Here is an 18499-nt window from a genome sequence, read left to right on the forward strand (position 1 = left end):
GGTCCGTCAGCAGTCCGGTTTGTCAGCAGTGTAACGACGTGCCGGGTTTACCGCTGCGCCGAATTCACGCAGAGCTTTGGCGCCGATCAGCAGCGGGTAGTTGAAGCTGCTGCGGTCGGTGAGGTTGACCTCCACGGTGCGTTTGACGTTGCCCAGGCACATCTCCAGGTCGATGACCGGGCGCTTGGCCACGGTGGCTTCGTCCTTGTCCTCATCTTCGTCGGCGCGGCTCTTGATCTTGCTGATGCGCGAGACTTTGTGTTCGTAGACCTTGTTGGTGGTGTCCTTGCCGCCGAGGCGGAAGCGCACCCAGTCGTCGCCATCGCGGGTGAAGGTCTCGATGTCACGGGCCGACAGCGAAGCCGTCAGTGCGCCGGTGTCCATCTTGGCCTTGAAGGTTTCGCCGATCTCCGGCAGCTGGATGTATTCGTAGCGACCGTAGAGGGTCGGTTCGGCAGCCATGACCGGCAGAGCCACCAGGGCGAACGCAGCAAGGAGCAATTTCACGAAGTGATTTCCTCGAAAGAAGTAGGCGGATTCTAGACCGCAAAAGCAGCACTTAGTTAGCCCCGCCATCAGCAGCTCGTTCCCACGCTCTGCGTGGGGATGCAGCTTTGGACGCTCTGCGTCTGCTTTTAAAGGCTTGGCGCAGAGCGTCACTGGCGGCATTCCCACGCAGAGCGTGGGAACGATCAGCATAGCCTTCACATTGTGAAACATTCGTGCGGCGATTTGCGATTTGGCCTCTAGACTCAGCTTGCTTATCATGGCCCGCCCACAGGATTCCAAGAGTTACTTATGCGCCGCCTGCTCACCGGCTGTTTCGTCACACTGCTGTTATTGCTCAACACCCTGGTGCTGTTCGGCCCGTTGATGGTGTTTGCCCTGCTCAAGCTGGTGGCCCCCGGTCGCTATCGCGACTATGCCTCCTGGGCGGTGATGTGGATCGCCGAAACCTGGGCAGAAATCGACAAGCTGATCTTTTCGCTGTGCATCCCAACCCAATGGGAGATCCGCGGCGGCGGCGACCTGCGCGGTGACACGTCCTATCTGGTGATCAGCAACCACCAATCCTGGGTCGACATTCCGGCCCTGATCCAGGCGCTCAACCGGCGCACGCCGTTTTTCAAATTCTTCCTGAAAAAGGAGCTGATCTGGGTGCCCTTCCTCGGCCTGGCCTGGTGGGCGCTGGATTACCCGTTCATGAAGCGCTACACCAAGGCATTCCTGGCCAAGCACCCGGAACTGGCAGGCCAGGACCTGAAAATCACCAAAGAGGCCTGCGAGCTGTTCAAGCGCCAGCCGGTGACGGTGGTCAATTACTTGGAAGGCACGCGGTTCAGCGCGGCCAAACACAAGCAGCAGGCGTCGCCGTTTGCCCGGTTGCTCAAGCCCAAGGCGGGCGGCGTGGCGTTTGTGTTGGCGGCGATGGGGGAACAGCTGGACGCGGTGCTTGATGTGACCGTGGTCTATCCATCTCAAAAGCAGCAGCAAAAGATTCCGGGGTTCTGGGATTTGATCAGCGGCGCGGTGCCAAAAGTGATCATTGATATCCGCACCCGCGAGCTGGACCCGGCGTTGTGGCAGGGCGATTACGAGAATGATCCGGCCTTTCGCCAGACCGTCCAGAACTGGGTGAACCAGCTCTGGAGGGAGAAGGACGCGCGCATCGCTCAACTGCGCGCGGAACGTATTTAGCTGCCAGTGCCCCAGGCCGAGGCCAGTTTGCCCAGCACCGACTCGTTGGCGCCCTGACCACCCAGGTATTGCAGGATCACCGGCGCAAACTTGCCGATCATGCTGTTATCCATGCCCAGCGCGCTGAACGCGGTGTTCAGGTCGCTGGTGTTCTTGACGTTACCCAGCAAGCCGTCCAGGCCGCTGGTCTTGCTGCCGCCGCTCTGGCCGAGCATCCCGCTCAAGGCGCCAAGGCTGCCCAGGGAGTTGCTCCCCGACAGTTGATCCAAGCCGGGCACGCTCTTGCCCAGTTGCGAATAATCGGTGCCGCTCAGTTTGTTTTTGGCCAGCCCCAGCATGGCGCCGGTGCCGCCGACGGCTTGTTCGGGGGTGACGTTCAGTTGCGACGTCAGGGCGCTCAGCAGGCCGGCGGTCTGGGAACTCGGCGCTGCGGCAGCCGCCTTGTTATTGCTGCCCTGAGCGCCGGAGACGGCATTGGCCACGTCACCGAGGCTGAAACCTGCGGCAAATACCGGGCTGGCAGCCACGGTCATCAGGCAGGACAGGGCAAAACCGCGTGAAATCTTCATCAAGACAACCTCTGAATGTAGGAGCTAAAAGCAGGCGTTGGACTGACGGTCCAGAAGGAATGTTCCCACCTAGAGATTAGTTCAGAAAAAGCTGCATCCAAATCACCCGCCCGCGCGTATATCGAACATGCGCCGCCCGGAGTTGGATGGAATGAATGCTCAAGCTGGTCTACCCTCTGCCTACCGTGCGCAGTCCCGTCGCCCTCGTTCGAGAGCCTGGAGAAGCCCTATTTCCATCAACGATGCTGATCTATTGCGGCCCTTGCTGGCCCAGTGTGCCCTGGGCAACCGCCAGGCGTTCGAAACCCTTTACCGCAGCGTTTCGCCACGTCTTCACGGTGTTGCATTGCGCTTCATGGGCCGCGCCGACCTGGCCGAAGAGGTACTGCAGGAAGCCTTCGTGCGTATCTGGTACAACGCCTCACGCTACGAAGCACACCTGGCGGCGCCCATGACATGGATGGTCAACATCACCCGCAACCTGGCCATCGACCAATTGCGCAAACACCGCGAACAGCCCTTGGCCGACGGCCAGCAGGACGCCCTGCTCGACGACAGCCCCAGCGCCCACGAGCAACTCAACAACGAACGCGAAGCGCGCGCCCTCAACCGCTGCCTCGACACGCTCGACGGCATGCAGCGCCAATCAGTCACCGTGGCTTACTTCCAAGGCCTGTCGTGCTCGGAGTTAGCCGAACATTTGGCGGCGCCTTTGGGCTCGGTCAAATCCTGGATTCGCCGCGGCATAGAGCGCCTGCGCAGGTGCCTTGAATCATGAACTACCAAACCACCGCCCTGCGCCGAGCCCTAGCCGCCGATTACGCCATCGGGCTAATGCCAGCCACGGCGCGTCGACGTTTCGACGCCCTGTTAGTGGAAGACGCCGCACTGCGCGTCGAACTCGGTCATTGGCAGGATGCGCTCGCCAGCCTGACCGGCGCCCTGCCCGAGCGGCCGGTGCCCGATCACGTGTGGGCAGGTATCAAGGCACGTATCGAGCCGCAGGTGCTGCATGTGCCGGCGAAGAAACCGTTCTGGATGAGCTTTCGTGTGCTAGCGGCTGCCTGCGCGGTGGTCGTCGCAGTGCTGGTGGGTGTGCTTTATCAGCGTGATATCGGCGCCGAGTACAACGCCACGCTGATCGCGGCTAACCAACAACCGGCGTTGCAGATCCAGGCATTTGGGGATCACCTGCAAGTTGAGCCGTTGACGTTGGCGGCGGTTGAGCCGACGCGTGCACTGGAACTGTGGGCCATTGCGGCCGGCGGCAAACCGATTTCTCTGGGGTTGGTGCCCAGCTCGGGTAAAGGCCGAATCCAGTTGAGCAAGGAACAGCAAGCATTGTTGGCCGCACCGCTGACCCTCGCCGTCAGCCTGGAGCCTGCAGGCGGCTCGCCGACAGGCCAACCCACCGGACCGGTGCTCTATCAAGGCGCACTGGCCTCTCGCTGACACCACATAATCCCTGTGGGAGCTGGCTTGCCTGCGATAGCGGTGGGTCAGCCAGAGACAGGTTGACTGGCCGACCGCAATCGCAGGCAAGCCAGCTCCCACATTTGATCTTCATCGGCTGGGCAACTTTGAAATAACCAGTGCCTCTACAAGAAGTAAATACGCTAAAGAACTGTCATTTATAACAGTAGCCAACACTCTGTATCACCCGCAGCATGAAACATCTGCTCCCCACCGGAAGACATTTATGAAGCGCGCACTGCTTGCGGGCTTGTCTGCAATGACAGGGCTGGTAGCAAATGCCATCGCGGCGACCGCAACTTGCCCACCGATCCAGAGCATCCATCAAACCGCGATGGCCGGTGGCGGTTATAGCTATGAAGCCTCACAGCCGGGCGGGCTTACCTGGACCGGCAAAAACCCGTCAGCTACCGCCTCCTACCTCAATGACTCGACGTTTCACGATGCCCGTTACGATGCACAAAACGAAGCCGTCACCTGCACCTACAAGGGTCCAATGGGTAATGACGCACAGCTTTCGGTCACGCTCAAATCCGTCGAGGGGTGGAACCTCACGCCTATTGGTTACTGGAAAGGCACCTATTGCGAAGACTCTGACGCCACCAAGTGCTCATTCACCCATCGGTGACCCGCAGTTGATCATCATCGCCCAGGCGACTTGCTCCTGGCGACGGATGGCGCTTATAGTTCGGCGGTCGTCCACATGGCGACACGGGTTTGGCGACTCGGGTGAATGGTGCAAAAGCTTCTGCTTTTTTGCAGGTTCTTTTGCGTCCGCAATAGCTGCTTTCATGGTGGCTGTGCGCGGGAGACCTTCGGGTCTGCCGGTTCCATTCCCGGTTCGCCAACCTGCGTACAGCTGCCACCCAATTCGTTTGGCGACGAATAAGTGTGTAGCCCACCTCTACTTGAATGGGTTTTAAAACATGAACCGATACATGCCGCTCACCGGCCACGACAGCACCACCCCTTCCCTGCTCATCGACACCCAAGTCCCGCTCGACGTCCTCCACGACGCCGCGGTCTACCGCATCCGCGCGGTGACACAAGTCATGGAAAACCTCGCGTTTCGTGAGGGCCTGCACATCGACAATCTCGTCCTCCAGGACTTCGCCCTGCTCTGCGCCATTCCCTTGCGGGACGGGTGCGACCTGCTGGATGTGATCAGCCGGCGGTTGCAGGCCTAAACACCCAGATGCAAAAAAGGGCGACCTATGGGTAGCCCTTTCTGTACAGCACGTGGCCCCTCTCACCGCACGTCTTTATAGTTTATCGCAACAAACAATAAGGCGACTAAGCACGAACAATTCTAAAAAACTGTTGTTTCTAACAGTATCCGTCCGCCCTGATCATCACTGAATATTCAGTCTTGAACCAACACACAGGGTACCTACTCATGAAATGCCTAAGCACAACAAAACGATCAACTCTTAGCTCTCAATGTTTGAAAGTTGTCATTACCTTGGCGACCCTAATTGGTAGCACTTGCGCATTCGCTGAAAGTTGTGCGCCAGAGAGCCAGATTACGGCAAGTGAAAGTGGCGGCGAGGTCGTATACACAGCGGGCGAGTTTAAAGGCAATAACGAGGACAGCGGAAACGACGAAAATCGATCGTACTTGAGCCCCACCTTAAAGTTTGAACGAGCGACCCTGTCGCAACGCAAAATTGGCACGCATGGAGAAGACCCAAAAGATACAGCGGGCTCTATCGTCTCGTTTGTCAAATGCGATTATGTTGGCGCTGGTGGCAGCAAAGCCGGCTCACCGCCTGATCGCGTCCGGCTTTCCAAGCGATACACTACGCTGCCTAAGCCAGACAAAGGCAATTGGTTGACCGAGACCATTAACAGGACTGTCGTTACCAACTCCGCCGGCACTGAAAACACGTACTGCACGTCTACAGACCCGACAGCCTGTACGTTCAAATAAATAGCAAGGGCGGCCCATCGGGCGCCGTGCTTTTTCTTTGAACTTACACTATTTCAAGTACCTTAAATGAGACAAGCAAAATACTTCTTCAATAACTTTTTTTCTAAAAAACACAACAACCTGTTAGCACCAACAGCTACACATAATACGTTTTCCTAATAACATCACCCTGTAAGCCCACCACCAAGAAAACATGAGAAATGCCGCAACGAAAGATTATAATTTTAGTTTCCGCATAGGTACAACAACTGGCTATCGCAACGTAATATATGAGAGTCTAAATGCAAATAGCGAGGCTGCAGCGCTTGAGAAGATGAAGCAAAAGTACAACGACTCCCGCGATGTTATTAGCTGCACTTTCTCGGGGAAAGCAGAGGAAAATAAACGCAAAGCAGAGATTGAAGAACAATTAAAGACTGAGACGGATCCACAAAAGAAGATATATCTCCAAGTAAAGTTAGAGCAATTACAACGAAATTAAATCCAACACTCCGATTCAACACGACCTGCAGCAACGCTCTTCAGAACCTTCGGCAGTATAAACAATTTAAACCTGACCTGGGGACACTGAACGTACACAATGGGCGACTCACGGGCAAACTCCAGGGTCGCCATTTTTTCAGCTTTGGCTTTACGCGTCACTCAGCTTCTTAAGCGGATCAATCACACACTTCTTCGGCACACCCGCATCAAACTCGCCATCACCATGGGACGCATCGTCCAAGCACCCAGTTCATCTGCTGATTTTTTTGATAACGGTGCCCAGATCGCCCAGGCAAAAACGACCTAATCACTTCTACCTTTAACAAAGCACCCGCATAGATCCTTTAAGAAAAAAACCTCGCATTAATATTTCGAACACCTATAAAAAACTGTGAAATCTAACAGGTACACACAAATAAAATATCAAACACACTCTCTCTGGAAGCCAAAAAAAAGCCGAACACGCACAAGGATGATTGAGATGAGCGAGCGCGAATACAATTGCACTATTGGGACAACAACCGGCTACCGCAACGTGCAAAAAGAGGATGTCGTTGCAAACAGCGAGGCCGAGGCGATTGAAATACTGAAGAAAAAATACACTGATCCGAGAGACACATTTAGCTGCGTTACATCAGACGAATTCGAACGAGAGAAAGCGGAGTTTGAGAAGCAAGAGAGGGAGGCGAATGGAGGATAAAAGATAAAAATCAAGACTTAGCTAATCACACCAGATACGCCCCCATCGCTGTTTACAGCAAAAGGAGAAATGAAGCGATCATCTCTCCTCTTGCTTCTCCGATAGTTACGCCGCACTGAACAACTTATGCGGATCAATCACAAACTTCTTCGGCACACCCGCATCAAACTCGCCATACCCACGCGGCGCATCATCCAGGCTGATCACCTGCACACCCACAATCTCAGCGATGTTGATGCGGTCCCACATGATCGCCTGCATCAGCTGGCGGTTGTACTTCATCACCGGCGTCTGCCCGGTGTGGAAGCTGTGGGATTTAGCCCAGCCCAGACCAAAGCGAATGCTCAGGCTGCCCATTTTCGCGGCGGCATCGACCGCGCCTGGGTCTTCGGTGACGTACAGGCCAGGAATACCGATTTTGCCTGCCACACGCACCACGCCCATCAGCGAGTTAAGCACGGTGGCCGGGGCTTCGGCCTTGGCGCCGTCATGCCCGTGGCCACGCGCTTCGAAGCCCACGCAGTCAACGGCGCAGTCCACTTCTGGCTCGCCCAGCAACGCGGCGATCTGTTCGTGCAGCGGGGTGTCGGTGGACAGGTCAACCACTTCAAACCCTTGCGCCTTGGCGTGGGCCAGGCGGATAGAGTTGACGTCGCCGATGATCACCACGGCCGCGCCGAGCAGGCGTGCGGACGCGGCAGCGGCCAGGCCGACCGGGCCAGCACCGGCAATGTACACCGTGCTGCCTGGGCCAACGCCAGCGGTGACGGCGCCGTGGTAGCCGGTGGGCAGGATGTCGGAGAGGCAGGTCAGGTCGCGGATTTTCTCCATCGCCTTGTCGCGGTCCGGCAGTTTCAGCAGGTTGAAGTCGGCGTACGGCACCAGTACGTATTCGGCCTGGCCACCGGTCCAGTCGCCCATGTCGACATAGCCATAAGCACCACCGGCACGCGCCGGGTTAACGGTCAGGCACACGCCGGTGTGTTGTTCTTTGCAGGAGCGGCAGCGGCCGCACGCGACGTTGAACGGCACCGAGACCAAGTCGCCGATTTTCAGGTTCTCTACGTCGCTGCCCTTCTCGATCACTTCGCCGGTGATTTCGTGACCGAGCACCAGGCCGGTCTGGGCAGTGGTGCGGCCGCGCACCATGTGTTGGTCGGAGCCGCAGATGTTGGTGGAGACCACGCGCAGGATGACGCCGTGTTCAATCTTCCTGCCACGGGGGTCCTGCATTTTGGGATAGTCGATTTTCTGTACTTCGACCTTGCCGTTGCCGAGATACACGACACCACGATTACCAGACATGCTTTCACCTCGCTGTTGTTTTTATGGAACCGCGTTGCCCAGGCAGGCAGCGCGTAAAATGCTCGGGTACAGATGCTGTTTGTGCGTTGTTGCTGATGGCCTCATCGCGGGCAAGCCCGCTCCCACCTTTTGATTTGTGAACACATTCAAATGTGGGAGCTGGCTCGCCTGCGATAGCGATCTAAAGAACGACCGTGCGATTGGCATTGAGAAACACCCTGCGCTCTATGTGATACCCAACGGCCCGGGCCAATGTCAGCCCTTCGATATCGCGCCCCTTGGCAATCAAATCCTCGGGATAGTGGCTGTGATCCACCACCTCCACGCCTTGGGCGATGATCGGGCCTTCGTCCAGGTCGTTGTTGATGTAATGCGCGGTGGCGCCGACCAACTTCACACCCTTGTTGTACGCCTGGTGATACGGCTTGGCGCCCTTGAACCCCGGCAGTAACGAGTGGTGGATGTTGATGGCCTTGCCATCCAGCTTGCGGCACAGCTCCGGCGACAGCACTTGCATGTAGCGCGCAAGGATCACCAGTTCAGCGCCGGTAGCTTCAATCACTTGCCACACCTCGCGCTCCTGGGACGGTTTGTCGTTAGGGTCGAGGGGGAAATGGTAGTAGGGAATCTGGTGCCAGTCGGCCAAGGGTTTGAGATCAGGGTGATTGGACACCACCGCGACCACGTCCATCGACAGTTGGCCGATGCGCTGGCGGTACAGCAGGTCGTTGAGACAGTGGTCGGCCTTGGAGACCATGATCACCACTTTTGGCCGGTAGTTCGGCGCCGTCAGCTCGAAGACCATGCCGAAGGCTTCGCCGCGAGTGGCCAAGCCTTCGCGCAAAGCCTGCTCGTCGAAACCGTCGGGCTGACGGAATTCCACGCGGATAAAAAAGCGGCCCGAGAGGCGATCATCGAACGAGTGGTGTTCGGTGACGTAGCAGCCCTGTTCGAACAGGTAGCGGGTGACCGCGTCCACCGTGCCGAGCACGCTGGGGCAGTCGGCGGTCAAAATCCATGTATCAGGTGCGCGGCTCATAGTGAATCCTCAGGCCTTCGTTGATCGTCGTTGATCGTTCCCACGCTCTGCGTGGGAATGCCGCCATGGACGCTCTGCGTCCGCTCTTGGGACGCGGAGCGTCCTGGGATGCATTCCCACGCAGAGCGTGGGAATGATCGTTATGCGACGACATTCAGGCCGAACTCGGCCGAGGCATCCTGCAACCACAACCACCAGTAGTCCGAGAAGCTGCGACGGATCAACAGCTCCCAGGTGTCTTCAGCGGTGTGGCGGATCACCAGCTGCGACTTGGCGAACACCGTGCCCACCGCCTTGCCCACCGGAAAGTTGTTGGGGTGCACGTCGTAGCTGGTGGACTTCATCAGCACGTCGCGCACGTTCGGGCCGCTAAGCTCGAGGATCTGCTGGCCGCCGCTGACGTTGACGATCTGGATATGCAGGTCGCCCAGGGCGGCACGCAGGTTTTGTTCGGCGGCGAATTCTTCACCGCTTGGCACGATCAACAGCCACTCGTCCGGGCCGAGCCATTGCAGGCTGGTTTCGCCTTTGACGATGACTTGCAGGGCGCCAGGCAGTTCGATGCCCAGGGCTTTGTGCACGCCGGCAGCGAAGGCCGCATCGTGGCCATCGCCACGGATTGTCAGGTGGCCGAGAAGTTTCTTTTCGCGCACGGTCACGCCGGCGTTCTTGCGGCCCTTGCCGACCAGGCTGGCGAGGTCGGCATGGTGCAGCGACGACTCGGCCTTGGCGCCGGAGGTGGGGCGTTGCTGGTAAACATTGGCTGCTGTCATAAAGCACCTTTCCTAATTTGATCGTTCCCACGCTCTGCGTGGGAATGCCGCCATGGACGCTCTGCGTCCGCTTTTGGGGCGCGGAGCGCCCCGGGATGCATTCCCACGCGAAGCATGGGAACGATCAGGTGTTAGATGTTCTGCCGCTCACCTTTCGGATCAAAGAACACCGAAGACACAATCTGCGCCTCGATCACGCTGCCATCCGCTTGCGGCGAAAACACCCGCTCACCGATGCGCTTCAAGCCGCCCTTCACCACCGCCATCGCAAACGAATAACCCAGCGAGTTATGCGCATAGCTTGAGGTCACGTGGCCGACCATCTTCATCGGGATCGTCTGCTTCGGATCGAACACCAATTGCGCGCCTTCCGGCAGCCACACCGTCGGATCAATCGGCTTCAAGCCCACCAACTGCTTACGCTCTTCACGCACGCAGTCTTCGCGATTCATCCCGCGCCAGCCGATCCACGAGAACGGTTTGGTGCGGCCTACGCACCAGCCCATGTTCAGGTCGTCCGGGGTCATCGAGCCGTCGGTGTCTTGGCCGACGATGATGAAGCCCTTCTCGGCGCGCAGTACGTGCATGGTTTCGGTGCCGTACGGCGTCAGGTTGTATTTCTTGCCGGCCTCAACGATCTGTTCAAGCACGCCCATGGCGTAGTCGGCCTGCACGTTGACTTCGTACGACAGCTCACCGGTGAACGAGATACGGAACACCCGCGCCGGTACGCCGCCGACCAAGCCTTCTTTCCAGGTCATGAACGGGAAGCCGTCCTTGTCCAGGTCGATGTCAGTGACTTCGGCCAACAGCTTGCGGCTGTTGGGGCCGGACAAGGTCATGGTCGCCCAGTGGTCGGTGACCGAGGTGAAGTACACCTTGAGGTCCGGCCATTCGGTCTGTTGGTAGATTTCCAGCCACTGGAGTACACGCGCCGCGCCGCCGGTGGTGGTGGTCATCAGGAAGTGGTTGTCGGCGAGGCAGGCTGTTACGCCGTCGTCGAAGACCATGCCGTCTTCCTTGCACATCAGGCCGTAGCGCGCCTTGCCCACGTCGAGCTTGGTCCAGGCGTTGCTGTAGATGCGGTTGAGGAACTCACGGGCATCCGGGCCTTGAATGTCGATCTTGCCGAGGGTCGACGCATCCAGCAGGCCGACGCTGTCGCGCACAGCCAGGCATTCGCGTTTCACCGCCGCGTGCAGGTCTTCACCGTCACGCGGGAAATACCATGGGCGTTTCCACTGGCCGACGTCTTCAAACTCGGCGCCGTTTTTCACGTGCCAGGCTTGCAGCGCGGTGTAGCGCACCGGCTCGAAGATATGCCCACAGTGGCGGCCCGCGACTGCGCCGAAGGTCACCGGCGTGTAGTTGGGACGGAACATGGTGGTGCCCATCTGCGGGATGGTCACGTTCAGCGAGCGGGCCGCGATGGCCAGGCCGTTGACGTTACCGAGCTTGCCCTGGTCGGTGCCGAAGCCCAGCGCGGTGTAGCGTTTGACGTGTTCGACCGACTCGAAACCTTCGCGGGTCGCCAGTTCGATGGCGGCGGCGGTCACGTCGTTTTGCAGGTCGACAAATTGCTTGGGCGCCCGTGCGGTAGCTTTCTCGTGAGGCACTTGGAACAGCGCCAACGTCGGCTCTTCTAGACGGCTCAAGGCTTTGGGCAGCGTGCCTTCCACCGGCGTGAAACCGGCTTCGCTGGCCGCGCGCACGCCGCCTTCAAAACCATCCGCCAGGGAATCGCCAAGGCCGTAGACGCCGTTGATGCCACCGACGCACACGCGTTTCTGCGGTGCTTCGCCCGGTACGAAACCGAGAATGTCTTCACGCCAAGTCGGCTTGCCGCCCAAGTGCGAAGCCAAGTGAACCACCGGGCTGTAGCCGCCGGAGCTGGCGACCAGGTCGCACTCCAGCCACTCGCCGGGGCTGGTGACTTTATGCGCGTTGACGTCGATGGCCGCCACGCGGGCGCCGGTCACGTGTTTGCTGCCACGGGCTTCGATCACGGCGCTGCCGGTGAGGATACGAATGCCTTTGGCGCGCGCTTCTTCCACCAGCGCGCCGCGTGGGTTGTGGCGCGCATCGGCCACGGCCACCACGGTAAGACCTGCGTCGAACCAGTCCAGCGCTACGCGGTAGGCGTGGTCGTTGTTGGTCGACAGCACCAGTTTTTTGCCCGGCGCCACGCCGTAGCGGCGCACGTAAGTGGAGACGGCGCCAGCGAGCATGTTGCCCGGCACGTCGTTGTTGCCGTACACCAGCGGGCGCTCGCACGCGCCGGTCGCCAGCACTACGCGCTTGGCGCGCACACGGTGGATACGCTGACGCACCACGCCAATCGGCGCACGGTCACCGAGGTGATCGGTGAGGCGCTCGTGGATGGTCAGGAAGTTATGGTCGTGGTAACCGTTGACGGTGGCGCGAGGCAGCAGCACCACGTCCGGCAGGGCGTTGAGTTCAGCGATCACACTGGCGACCCACTCGGTAGCCGGCTTGCCATCGAGGCTTTCGCGGGAGTCCAGCAAAGAGCCGCCGAATTCTTCCTGCTCATCGGCAATGATTACCCGCGCGCCACTGCGCGCAGCCGCCAAGGCTGCCGACAGCCCGGCAGGGCCGGCGCCGACGATCAGCACGTCGCAGTGACGGTTGAAGTTGTCGTAGGTGTCCGGGTCGTTCTCGGTCGGCGAGCGGCCAAGGCCTGCGGCCTTACGGATGTACTTCTCGTAGGTCATCCAGAACGATTGCGGGTACATGAAGGTTTTGTAGTAGAAACCCGGCGGCATCAGCTTGCCGCCGACCTTGCCGAGAATGCCCATCATGTCGTTATTCACGCTCGGCCAGCCGTTGGTGCTGGTGGCGACCAAGCCTTGGTACAGCGCCTGTTGCGTGGCGCGCACGTTGGGAATCTGGGTGGCTTCGGTGGCGCCGATCTGCAGCACCGCGTTCGGCTCTTCGGCACCGGCGGCAAAGATGCCGCGTGGGCGCGAATACTTGAAGCTACGGCCGATGATGTCGACGCCGTTGGCCAACAAGGCAGCGGCAAGCGTGTCGCCCTCAAAGCCTTTGTAGCTCTGGCCGTTGAAGGTAAACGTCAGGGCTTTATTACGGTCGATGCGGCCACCGTTGGACAGGCGATTGATCTGGCTCATACCTTCTCTCCAGAAGCCTTGGCGGTGAATTGCGGCTTGGTGCCTATCTTGTAGGTTTCAAGAATTTCGTAGGTCAGCGTGTCGCGGGTGGCGTTGAAATACTGGCGGCAACCGGCGGCGTGAATCCACAGTTCGTGGTGCAGGCCTCGTGGGTTATCGCGAAAGAACATGTAGTCGCCCCACTGCTCGTCGGTGCAGGCGTTCGGGTCCAGCGGGCGCGGGATGTGCGCTTGGCCGGACGCGTGGAATTCCTCTTCAGAGCGCAGTTCGCCACAGTGAGGACAGAAGATATGCAACATAGGGTATTTCTCCTCTTGATACGCCGAGAGCTAGTGGGCGACGGCCGCAGCGCCGTGTTCGTCGATCAACGCACCGTTGTGGAAACGGTCGATGGAGAAAGGTGCGGCCAACGGGTGCATTTCACCCTTGGCGAGGCTGGCGGCAAATACGTTGCCTGAGCCCGGCGTGGCCTTGAAGCCACCGGTGCCCCAACCGCAGTTAAAGAACATGTTCGGCACTGGGGTTTTGGAGATGATCGGGCAGGCGTCCGGCGTGGTATCGACGATGCCGCCCCACTGGCGGTTCATGCGCACGCGCGACAGCACCGGGAACATCTCGACGATGGCCTGGATGGTGTGTTCGATCACCGGGTACGAGCCGCGTTGGCCATAACCGTTATAACCGTCGATACCGGCACCGATCACCAAGTCGCCTTTGTCCGACTGGCTGATGTAGCCGTGCACGGCGTTGGACATGATCACGCTGTCGATAATCGGCTTGATCGGCTCCGACACCAACGCTTGCAGCGGGTGGGATTCGATCGGCAGGCGGAAACCGGCGAGCGAAGCCATGTGCCCGGAGTTACCGGCGGTGACCACACCGACGCGCTTGGCGCCGATAAAGCCCTTGTTGGTTTCCACGCCGACGCACACGCCGTTTTCCTTGCGAAAGCCGATCACTTCGGTCTGCTGGATCAGGTCCACGCCGAGTGCGTCAGCCGCGCGGGCAAAGCCCCAGGCCACGGCATCGTGACGGGCCACGCCGCCGCGACGTTGCACGGTGGCGCCAAGGACGGGGTAACGGGTGTTTTTCGAACAGTCGAGGTACGGGATCTCGTCGGCCACTTGTTTGGCGTTGAGCAGTTCGCCATCCACGCCATTGAGGCGGTTGGCGCTCACGCGGCGCTCGGAATCACGGATGTCTTGCAGGGTGTGGCACAGGTTGTAGACGCCACGCTGGGAGAACATCACGTTGTAGTTCAGGTCTTGGGACAGGCCTTCCCACAGTTTCATCGCGTGTTCGTACAGGTGCGCTGACTCGTCCCACAGGTAGTTGGAGCGCACGATGGTGGTGTTGCGCGCGGTGTTACCGCCGCCCAGCCAGCCTTTCTCGACCACGGCCACGTTGGTGATGCCGTGCTCTTTGGCCAGGTAATAGGCGGTCGCCAGACCATGCCCGCCGCCGCCGACGATGACCACGTCGTAGACTTTTTTCGGCGTGGGCGTGCGCCACATCTTCTGCCAGTTTTCGTGGTGGCTGAGTGAGTGCTTGAAGAGGCCGAAGCCCGAGTAGCGTTGCATAGTCATTACTCCAAAACCGCGCTCAGCGATAAACCGGGAAATCAGCGCACAGGGCAGACACGTGCTTGGCCACGTTGGCCTCGACATCGGCGTCGCCGAGGTTATCGAGGATGTCGCAGATCCAGCCAGCCAGCTCAATGCACTGCGGTACTTTGAAGCCACGTGTGGTCACCGCCGGGGTGCCGATACGCAGGCCCGAGGTCACGAACGGCGACTGCGGGTCATTCGGCACGGCGTTCTTGTTGACGGTGATGTGGGCGCGACCGAGGGCGGCGTCCGCCTCTTTGCCGGTGAGGCCCTGGCGAATCAGGCTGACCAGGAACAGGTGGTTATCGGTGCCGCCGGACACCACATCGTAGCCACGCTTGATAAATACGCTGGCCATGGCCTGGGCGTTGTCGATCACCTGTTGTTGATAAACCTTGAAGCCCGGCTCTGCCGCTTCCTTGAAGCACACGGCCTTGCCGGCGATCACGTGCATCAGCGGGCCGCCCTGGGCACCGGGGAACACCGCAGAGTTGAGTTTTTTCTCAATCTCTTCGTTGGCCTTGGCCAGGATCAAACCGCCACGGGGACCGCGCAGGGTCTTGTGGGTGGTGGTGGTGACCACATCAGCGTAAGGCAGCGGGTTCGGGTACAAACCAGCAGCCACCAGGCCGGCGACGTGAGCCATGTCGACGAACAGCAGCGCGCCGACCTTGTCGGCAATCGCGCGAAAACGTGGGAAATGCAGGGTTTTGGAGTAAGCGGAGAAACCGGCCACCACCATCTTCGGCTTGTGCTCCACCGCCAGGCGCTCGACTTCGTCGTAGTCGATCAGGCCGGTGTCGGTGTTGATGCCGTACTGCACTGCGTTGTACAGCTTGCCCGAGGACGACACTTTGGCGCCGTGGGTCAAGTGACCGCCGTGGGCCAGGCTCATGCCAAGGATGGTGTCGCCGGCGTTCAGCAGCGCCAGGTACACCGCGCTGTTGGCGGACGAACCGGAGTGCGGCTGCACGTTGGCGTAATCGGCGCCGAACAGTTGCTTGGCGCGCTCGATGGCCAGGGCTTCAACCTTGTCCACGTGCTCGCAGCCACCGTAGTAGCGCTTGCCCGGGTAGCCTTCGGCGTATTTGTTGGTCAGGCCACTGCCCTGGGCTTCCATCACGCGTTTGCTGGTGTAGTTCTCTGACGCGATCAGCTCGATATGATCTTCTTGACGCTGCTCCTCGGCATTCATCGCCGCCAGCAAGGCGTCGTCATATCCCTGGATCTGGTCTTTTTTGCTGAACATCGCGTCTCTCCCAGCCTTTCGTATTGTTAAGGCCCGTGCAGGGCCCTTTGATGCGATGGTAGGGCTGGCGCAGACAGGTCAAATGCCTACGGACGCCACGCAAAGGTGCGTTTACGACATGGCCTGACGTGCAGGCGAACAAAGCGCTGAGATTGCTCACGTCACACAGGGCGCGGGGAACGCAAAAAAACCGGCCTAGTCGCACAAAACACAAAAAGATAGCTACGATTGCCAATCAAAAGCGCCAGTTCATGCATTCGACGCGTTCACGGTTCAATCGAAAAGATTGAACGCCCTGCTACGTCGAGGAATGCCAACATGGCTCTACTTAACCAAGTTATTGATATCTGCAAACGCCTGGCGCCCCATGGCTGGCAAAATTTGTTGCTTGGCCATGGTCTCGACATCCTGGCGCCCAGCCTTGAAGCCGAACTGGGTAAAACGCTGACCCCAAACCGAACACTTCCAGGTTTTGAAGACTTTGCCTTGGCCGGAACCCGCGGTATTGAGCCTGGCAAACCCGCACATAGCCTGCTGTACCACGCACTGGCAAATGCCAACGTGACAACCGATGCCAGGGGCAACCCGCTCCAGGCGTACCCCACGCCGGCAGAACTTGAAACCGTCCTCAACTATGTTTATGCCAGACAGGCGCCCAGCCTTGCGCAGTTGCAGGCGCGCGCCAATGGCAGGCCCATGGCGGTGGTGGTTTTCGCACTCGAATACCGCACAGCACCGGACACTGTGCATAAGGCCCATGCCGATCTGTGTTTTTCCCGCACCGGCATAACACGAGTCGGTACTGCGGCCCCGCTGTACGATGAAAAAAGCAGGGGTTTCCTGCCTTTTGTAGAAGGGGAAAACCACGCTATTCGCGTCTTGCCGGCGCGCTACAGTGCTTATGTTGCGGTGCAGCTTAAAGGCGACCGCGCCAGTTTCGGCCCCATGCGTTTTGGGACAAATGACGCAGCCAATGATTTCTGGGTGCCACTGCATAAACTGTTCAGCGGCAACGAGTGCATCGCCGGCATGACGCTGGCGGTTAACCTCCAGGCGCAGCATAAAAACGAGAAGTTACGCCGCATACACTTGGAATTAGGGGCGGGTTCGGGCTGGGGCGAACCCGATATCAGCCAACCGCCCTTCGTCATGACTGAAGGTCTCGCAGACTGGCTCCCTGAACAAGCGTATGGCCCCGGACTCATGTCTGCCATGCCCCATAAACGCCTGACGGAGGCTGCCCAATACCTGGGCAAACCGTTGACGTTCAATGTGCCTGCCAATCCTGGAATTCTGATTTCCAGCTTGGCAATTGACGGGAATGCGCCGGAATTTGTGCACATTCGTCATAAAGTCGATGACACGGGGAACGTGATCAATCTGAATCGGCGGCCAGACATGCTTGGCGAATTGAGGAAGGGCAATTTCAAGGCCCTGCACTATCTGGACTTCACTGGCGATGGCGGGATTAAAGCCCATTGCGCGGCGCTGGACCCCGCGATTCCACAACGTGTGACCGCGTATTCGCTGATCTGCGCACCTGACTTTTACCCTTTGTGCGACCAGCGGCACCTGCTGGAATGGCTTGAAAGCATGGATGCAGCCTCTCAGTTCACGGTCTTTTCCGTACGACCGAGGTGCCTGTCCGACTCTCGTTTCGCGGCCAATATCCAGTCTTTCCCAGAGTCTTTTTCCAGCACCGACGTCAGCATGACTGCAATTGTCGCCCAGTTTAATACCTCGCCCGCCCCTGCTACACCCCTGACACCGAATGTCGCATCAGCAAAGTGTGCCTCGCATCTGACTGATGCAGGAGCCGGGGTATTCGCACCTGGATGGGACGTTGGCATCTCTGAATTGGACGACGTTACGCACCTGGCCTCTTACAGACTGGGTAGCCCATTTCCCGAAGATGCCAAACTTTGCGCAGCCCTGAGTTCCTTCTGGCCCGCCGTTGCGCCGGACTCAGCGCAATCCTATGAACCGGGAGGCAGAGCCGGGCCGACCGTCAAGCCGATGTTGGATCAGGAAATCGGCAAGAAAACCGGATTACCCTGGGATGGCGTACCCGCTGCGAAAAGCTATATCTCCAATGGCGCGACACATAGGGCCTACGAGACTTACCACTACACCGATTACGTGGAAAACGCGCTAAACGCGACGTTCTCACTGGCGCTGACGGGTAAAGTCGATTCACAGGAATATCAACGTCGCGTTGATGCCTGGCGGCGAGTCAGACGTTCATTGGGAAGCACCGCAAGGGATTGGTTTATCGACTCGTTCAACCCTGCAATGCCTGTCGACTACGCAGTAGTCACGGCAAACACAGACTTGCCAGCGACGTCATATGGCCCAGGTTATCGGCTTGAACTGTTCCGCTTTCTCCCTGCACAATCACCGGCGTTCGACCAAGTACGTCGCAAACTGACCGAGAGTTTTACTTACTTCGTATGGCCGAACGTTATCTTGCGCCAGCAAGGTATTAAACCTTGGCAACGCGTTTAGAGAGATCCAGGCCAGACTC

The 18499-nt window shown here is 58.9% G+C and carries 18 protein-coding genes; 9 read left to right on the forward strand and 9 right to left on the reverse strand.

The window, feature by feature from the left end; genetic code table 11:
* Positions 1–6 precede the first annotated feature (6 nt).
* On the reverse strand, positions 7–507 hold the full coding sequence (locus K0P33_RS29630; protein ID WP_094949502.1) for an ATP-dependent zinc protease: 501 nt from the start codon (positions 505–507) through the stop codon (positions 7–9).
* A gap of 291 nt (positions 508–798) precedes the next feature.
* Here K0P33_RS29630 and K0P33_RS29635 point away from each other — a divergent pair, with 291 nt between their 5' ends.
* Positions 799–1698, forward strand: coding sequence for an acyltransferase (locus K0P33_RS29635; protein WP_094949503.1), 900 nt, complete (start codon positions 799–801; stop codon positions 1696–1698).
* On the opposite strand, the gene K0P33_RS29640 is transcribed toward K0P33_RS29635, so the two are convergent.
* Positions 1695–2267, reverse strand: a complete 573-nt coding sequence (locus K0P33_RS29640) for a DUF2780 domain-containing protein (protein ID WP_242153090.1) — start codon at positions 2265–2267, stop codon at positions 1695–1697. The two genes, K0P33_RS29635 and K0P33_RS29640, sit on opposite strands and share 4 nt — an antisense overlap.
* A gap of 151 nt (positions 2268–2418) precedes the next feature.
* Here K0P33_RS29640 and K0P33_RS29645 point away from each other — a divergent pair, with 151 nt between their 5' ends.
* The 7 genes from K0P33_RS29645 (at position 2419) to K0P33_RS29675 (ending at position 6853) form a co-directional block, all read left to right on the forward strand.
* Entirely contained in the window at positions 2419–3045 is a 627-nt protein-coding gene (locus tag K0P33_RS29645) for a sigma-70 family RNA polymerase sigma factor (protein WP_242153093.1), read from the forward strand.
* A complete protein-coding gene (locus tag K0P33_RS29650) occupies positions 3042–3719 on the forward strand; it encodes an anti-sigma factor (RefSeq protein ID WP_242153096.1) in 678 nt (225 codons plus the stop codon). The genes K0P33_RS29645 and K0P33_RS29650 overlap by 4 nt, the downstream gene beginning before the upstream one ends.
* Positions 3720–3966: 247 nt before the next feature.
* Positions 3967–4368, forward strand: a complete 402-nt coding sequence (locus K0P33_RS29655) for a DUF3757 domain-containing protein (protein WP_242153099.1) — start codon at positions 3967–3969, stop codon at positions 4366–4368.
* Between the two features lie 298 nt (positions 4369–4666).
* Positions 4667–4927 (forward strand): hypothetical protein, encoded by a 261-nt coding sequence (locus K0P33_RS29660; protein ID WP_242153102.1) that lies wholly within the window; start codon positions 4667–4669, stop codon positions 4925–4927.
* 936 nt (positions 4928–5863) lie between these two features.
* Positions 5864–6151, forward strand: coding sequence for a hypothetical protein (locus K0P33_RS29665; RefSeq protein ID WP_242153104.1), 288 nt, complete (start codon positions 5864–5866; stop codon positions 6149–6151).
* A gap of 99 nt (positions 6152–6250) precedes the next feature.
* Positions 6251–6460, forward strand: coding sequence for a hypothetical protein (locus K0P33_RS29670; RefSeq protein WP_242153106.1), 210 nt, complete (start codon positions 6251–6253; stop codon positions 6458–6460).
* Between the two features lie 174 nt (positions 6461–6634).
* Positions 6635–6853, forward strand: coding sequence for a hypothetical protein (locus K0P33_RS29675; RefSeq protein ID WP_242153109.1), 219 nt, complete (start codon positions 6635–6637; stop codon positions 6851–6853).
* A 105-nt stretch (positions 6854–6958) separates the two neighbouring features.
* On the opposite strand, the gene fdhA is transcribed toward K0P33_RS29675, so the two are convergent.
* The 7 genes from fdhA to glyA all read right to left on the reverse strand — a co-directional run bounded on the left by fdhA (position 6959) and on the right by glyA (position 15975).
* On the reverse strand, positions 6959–8158 hold the full coding sequence (gene fdhA, locus K0P33_RS29680; protein WP_094949511.1) for a formaldehyde dehydrogenase, glutathione-independent: 1200 nt from the start codon (positions 8156–8158) through the stop codon (positions 6959–6961).
* Positions 8159–8339: 181 nt separating this feature from the next.
* Positions 8340–9197, reverse strand: a complete 858-nt coding sequence (gene purU, locus K0P33_RS29685; RefSeq protein WP_242153112.1) for a formyltetrahydrofolate deformylase — start codon at positions 9195–9197, stop codon at positions 8340–8342.
* Positions 9198–9337: 140 nt separating this feature from the next.
* Complete coding sequence (soxG, locus tag K0P33_RS29690) at positions 9338–9970, reverse strand: sarcosine oxidase subunit gamma family protein (protein WP_242153116.1); 633 nt, start codon at positions 9968–9970, stop codon at positions 9338–9340.
* A gap of 131 nt (positions 9971–10101) precedes the next feature.
* Entirely contained in the window at positions 10102–13119 is a 3018-nt protein-coding gene (locus K0P33_RS29695; RefSeq protein ID WP_242153119.1) for a sarcosine oxidase subunit alpha, read from the reverse strand.
* Positions 13116–13418, reverse strand: coding sequence for a sarcosine oxidase subunit delta (locus K0P33_RS29700; RefSeq protein ID WP_083356404.1), 303 nt, complete (start codon positions 13416–13418; stop codon positions 13116–13118). Before K0P33_RS29700 ends, K0P33_RS29695 begins: the two co-directional genes overlap by 4 nt.
* A 30-nt stretch (positions 13419–13448) precedes the next feature.
* Entirely contained in the window at positions 13449–14699 is a 1251-nt protein-coding gene (locus K0P33_RS29705; RefSeq protein WP_094949515.1) for a sarcosine oxidase subunit beta, read from the reverse strand.
* A 22-nt stretch (positions 14700–14721) separates the two neighbouring features.
* Positions 14722–15975, reverse strand: coding sequence for a serine hydroxymethyltransferase (gene glyA, locus K0P33_RS29710; RefSeq protein ID WP_242153123.1), 1254 nt, complete (start codon positions 15973–15975; stop codon positions 14722–14724).
* Positions 15976–16293: 318 nt separating this feature from the next.
* On the opposite strand from glyA, the gene K0P33_RS29715 reads away from it, so the two are divergent.
* The gene (locus K0P33_RS29715) at positions 16294–18480 is read left to right on the forward strand and encodes a hypothetical protein (RefSeq protein ID WP_242153126.1); all 2187 of its coding nucleotides are present in this window, start codon (positions 16294–16296) and stop codon (positions 18478–18480) included.
* Positions 18481–18499: the final 19 nt, after the last annotated feature.

Source organism: Pseudomonas sp. ArH3a (genome assembly GCF_022648765.1).
Taxonomy (GTDB): domain Bacteria; phylum Pseudomonadota; class Gammaproteobacteria; order Pseudomonadales; family Pseudomonadaceae; genus Aquipseudomonas.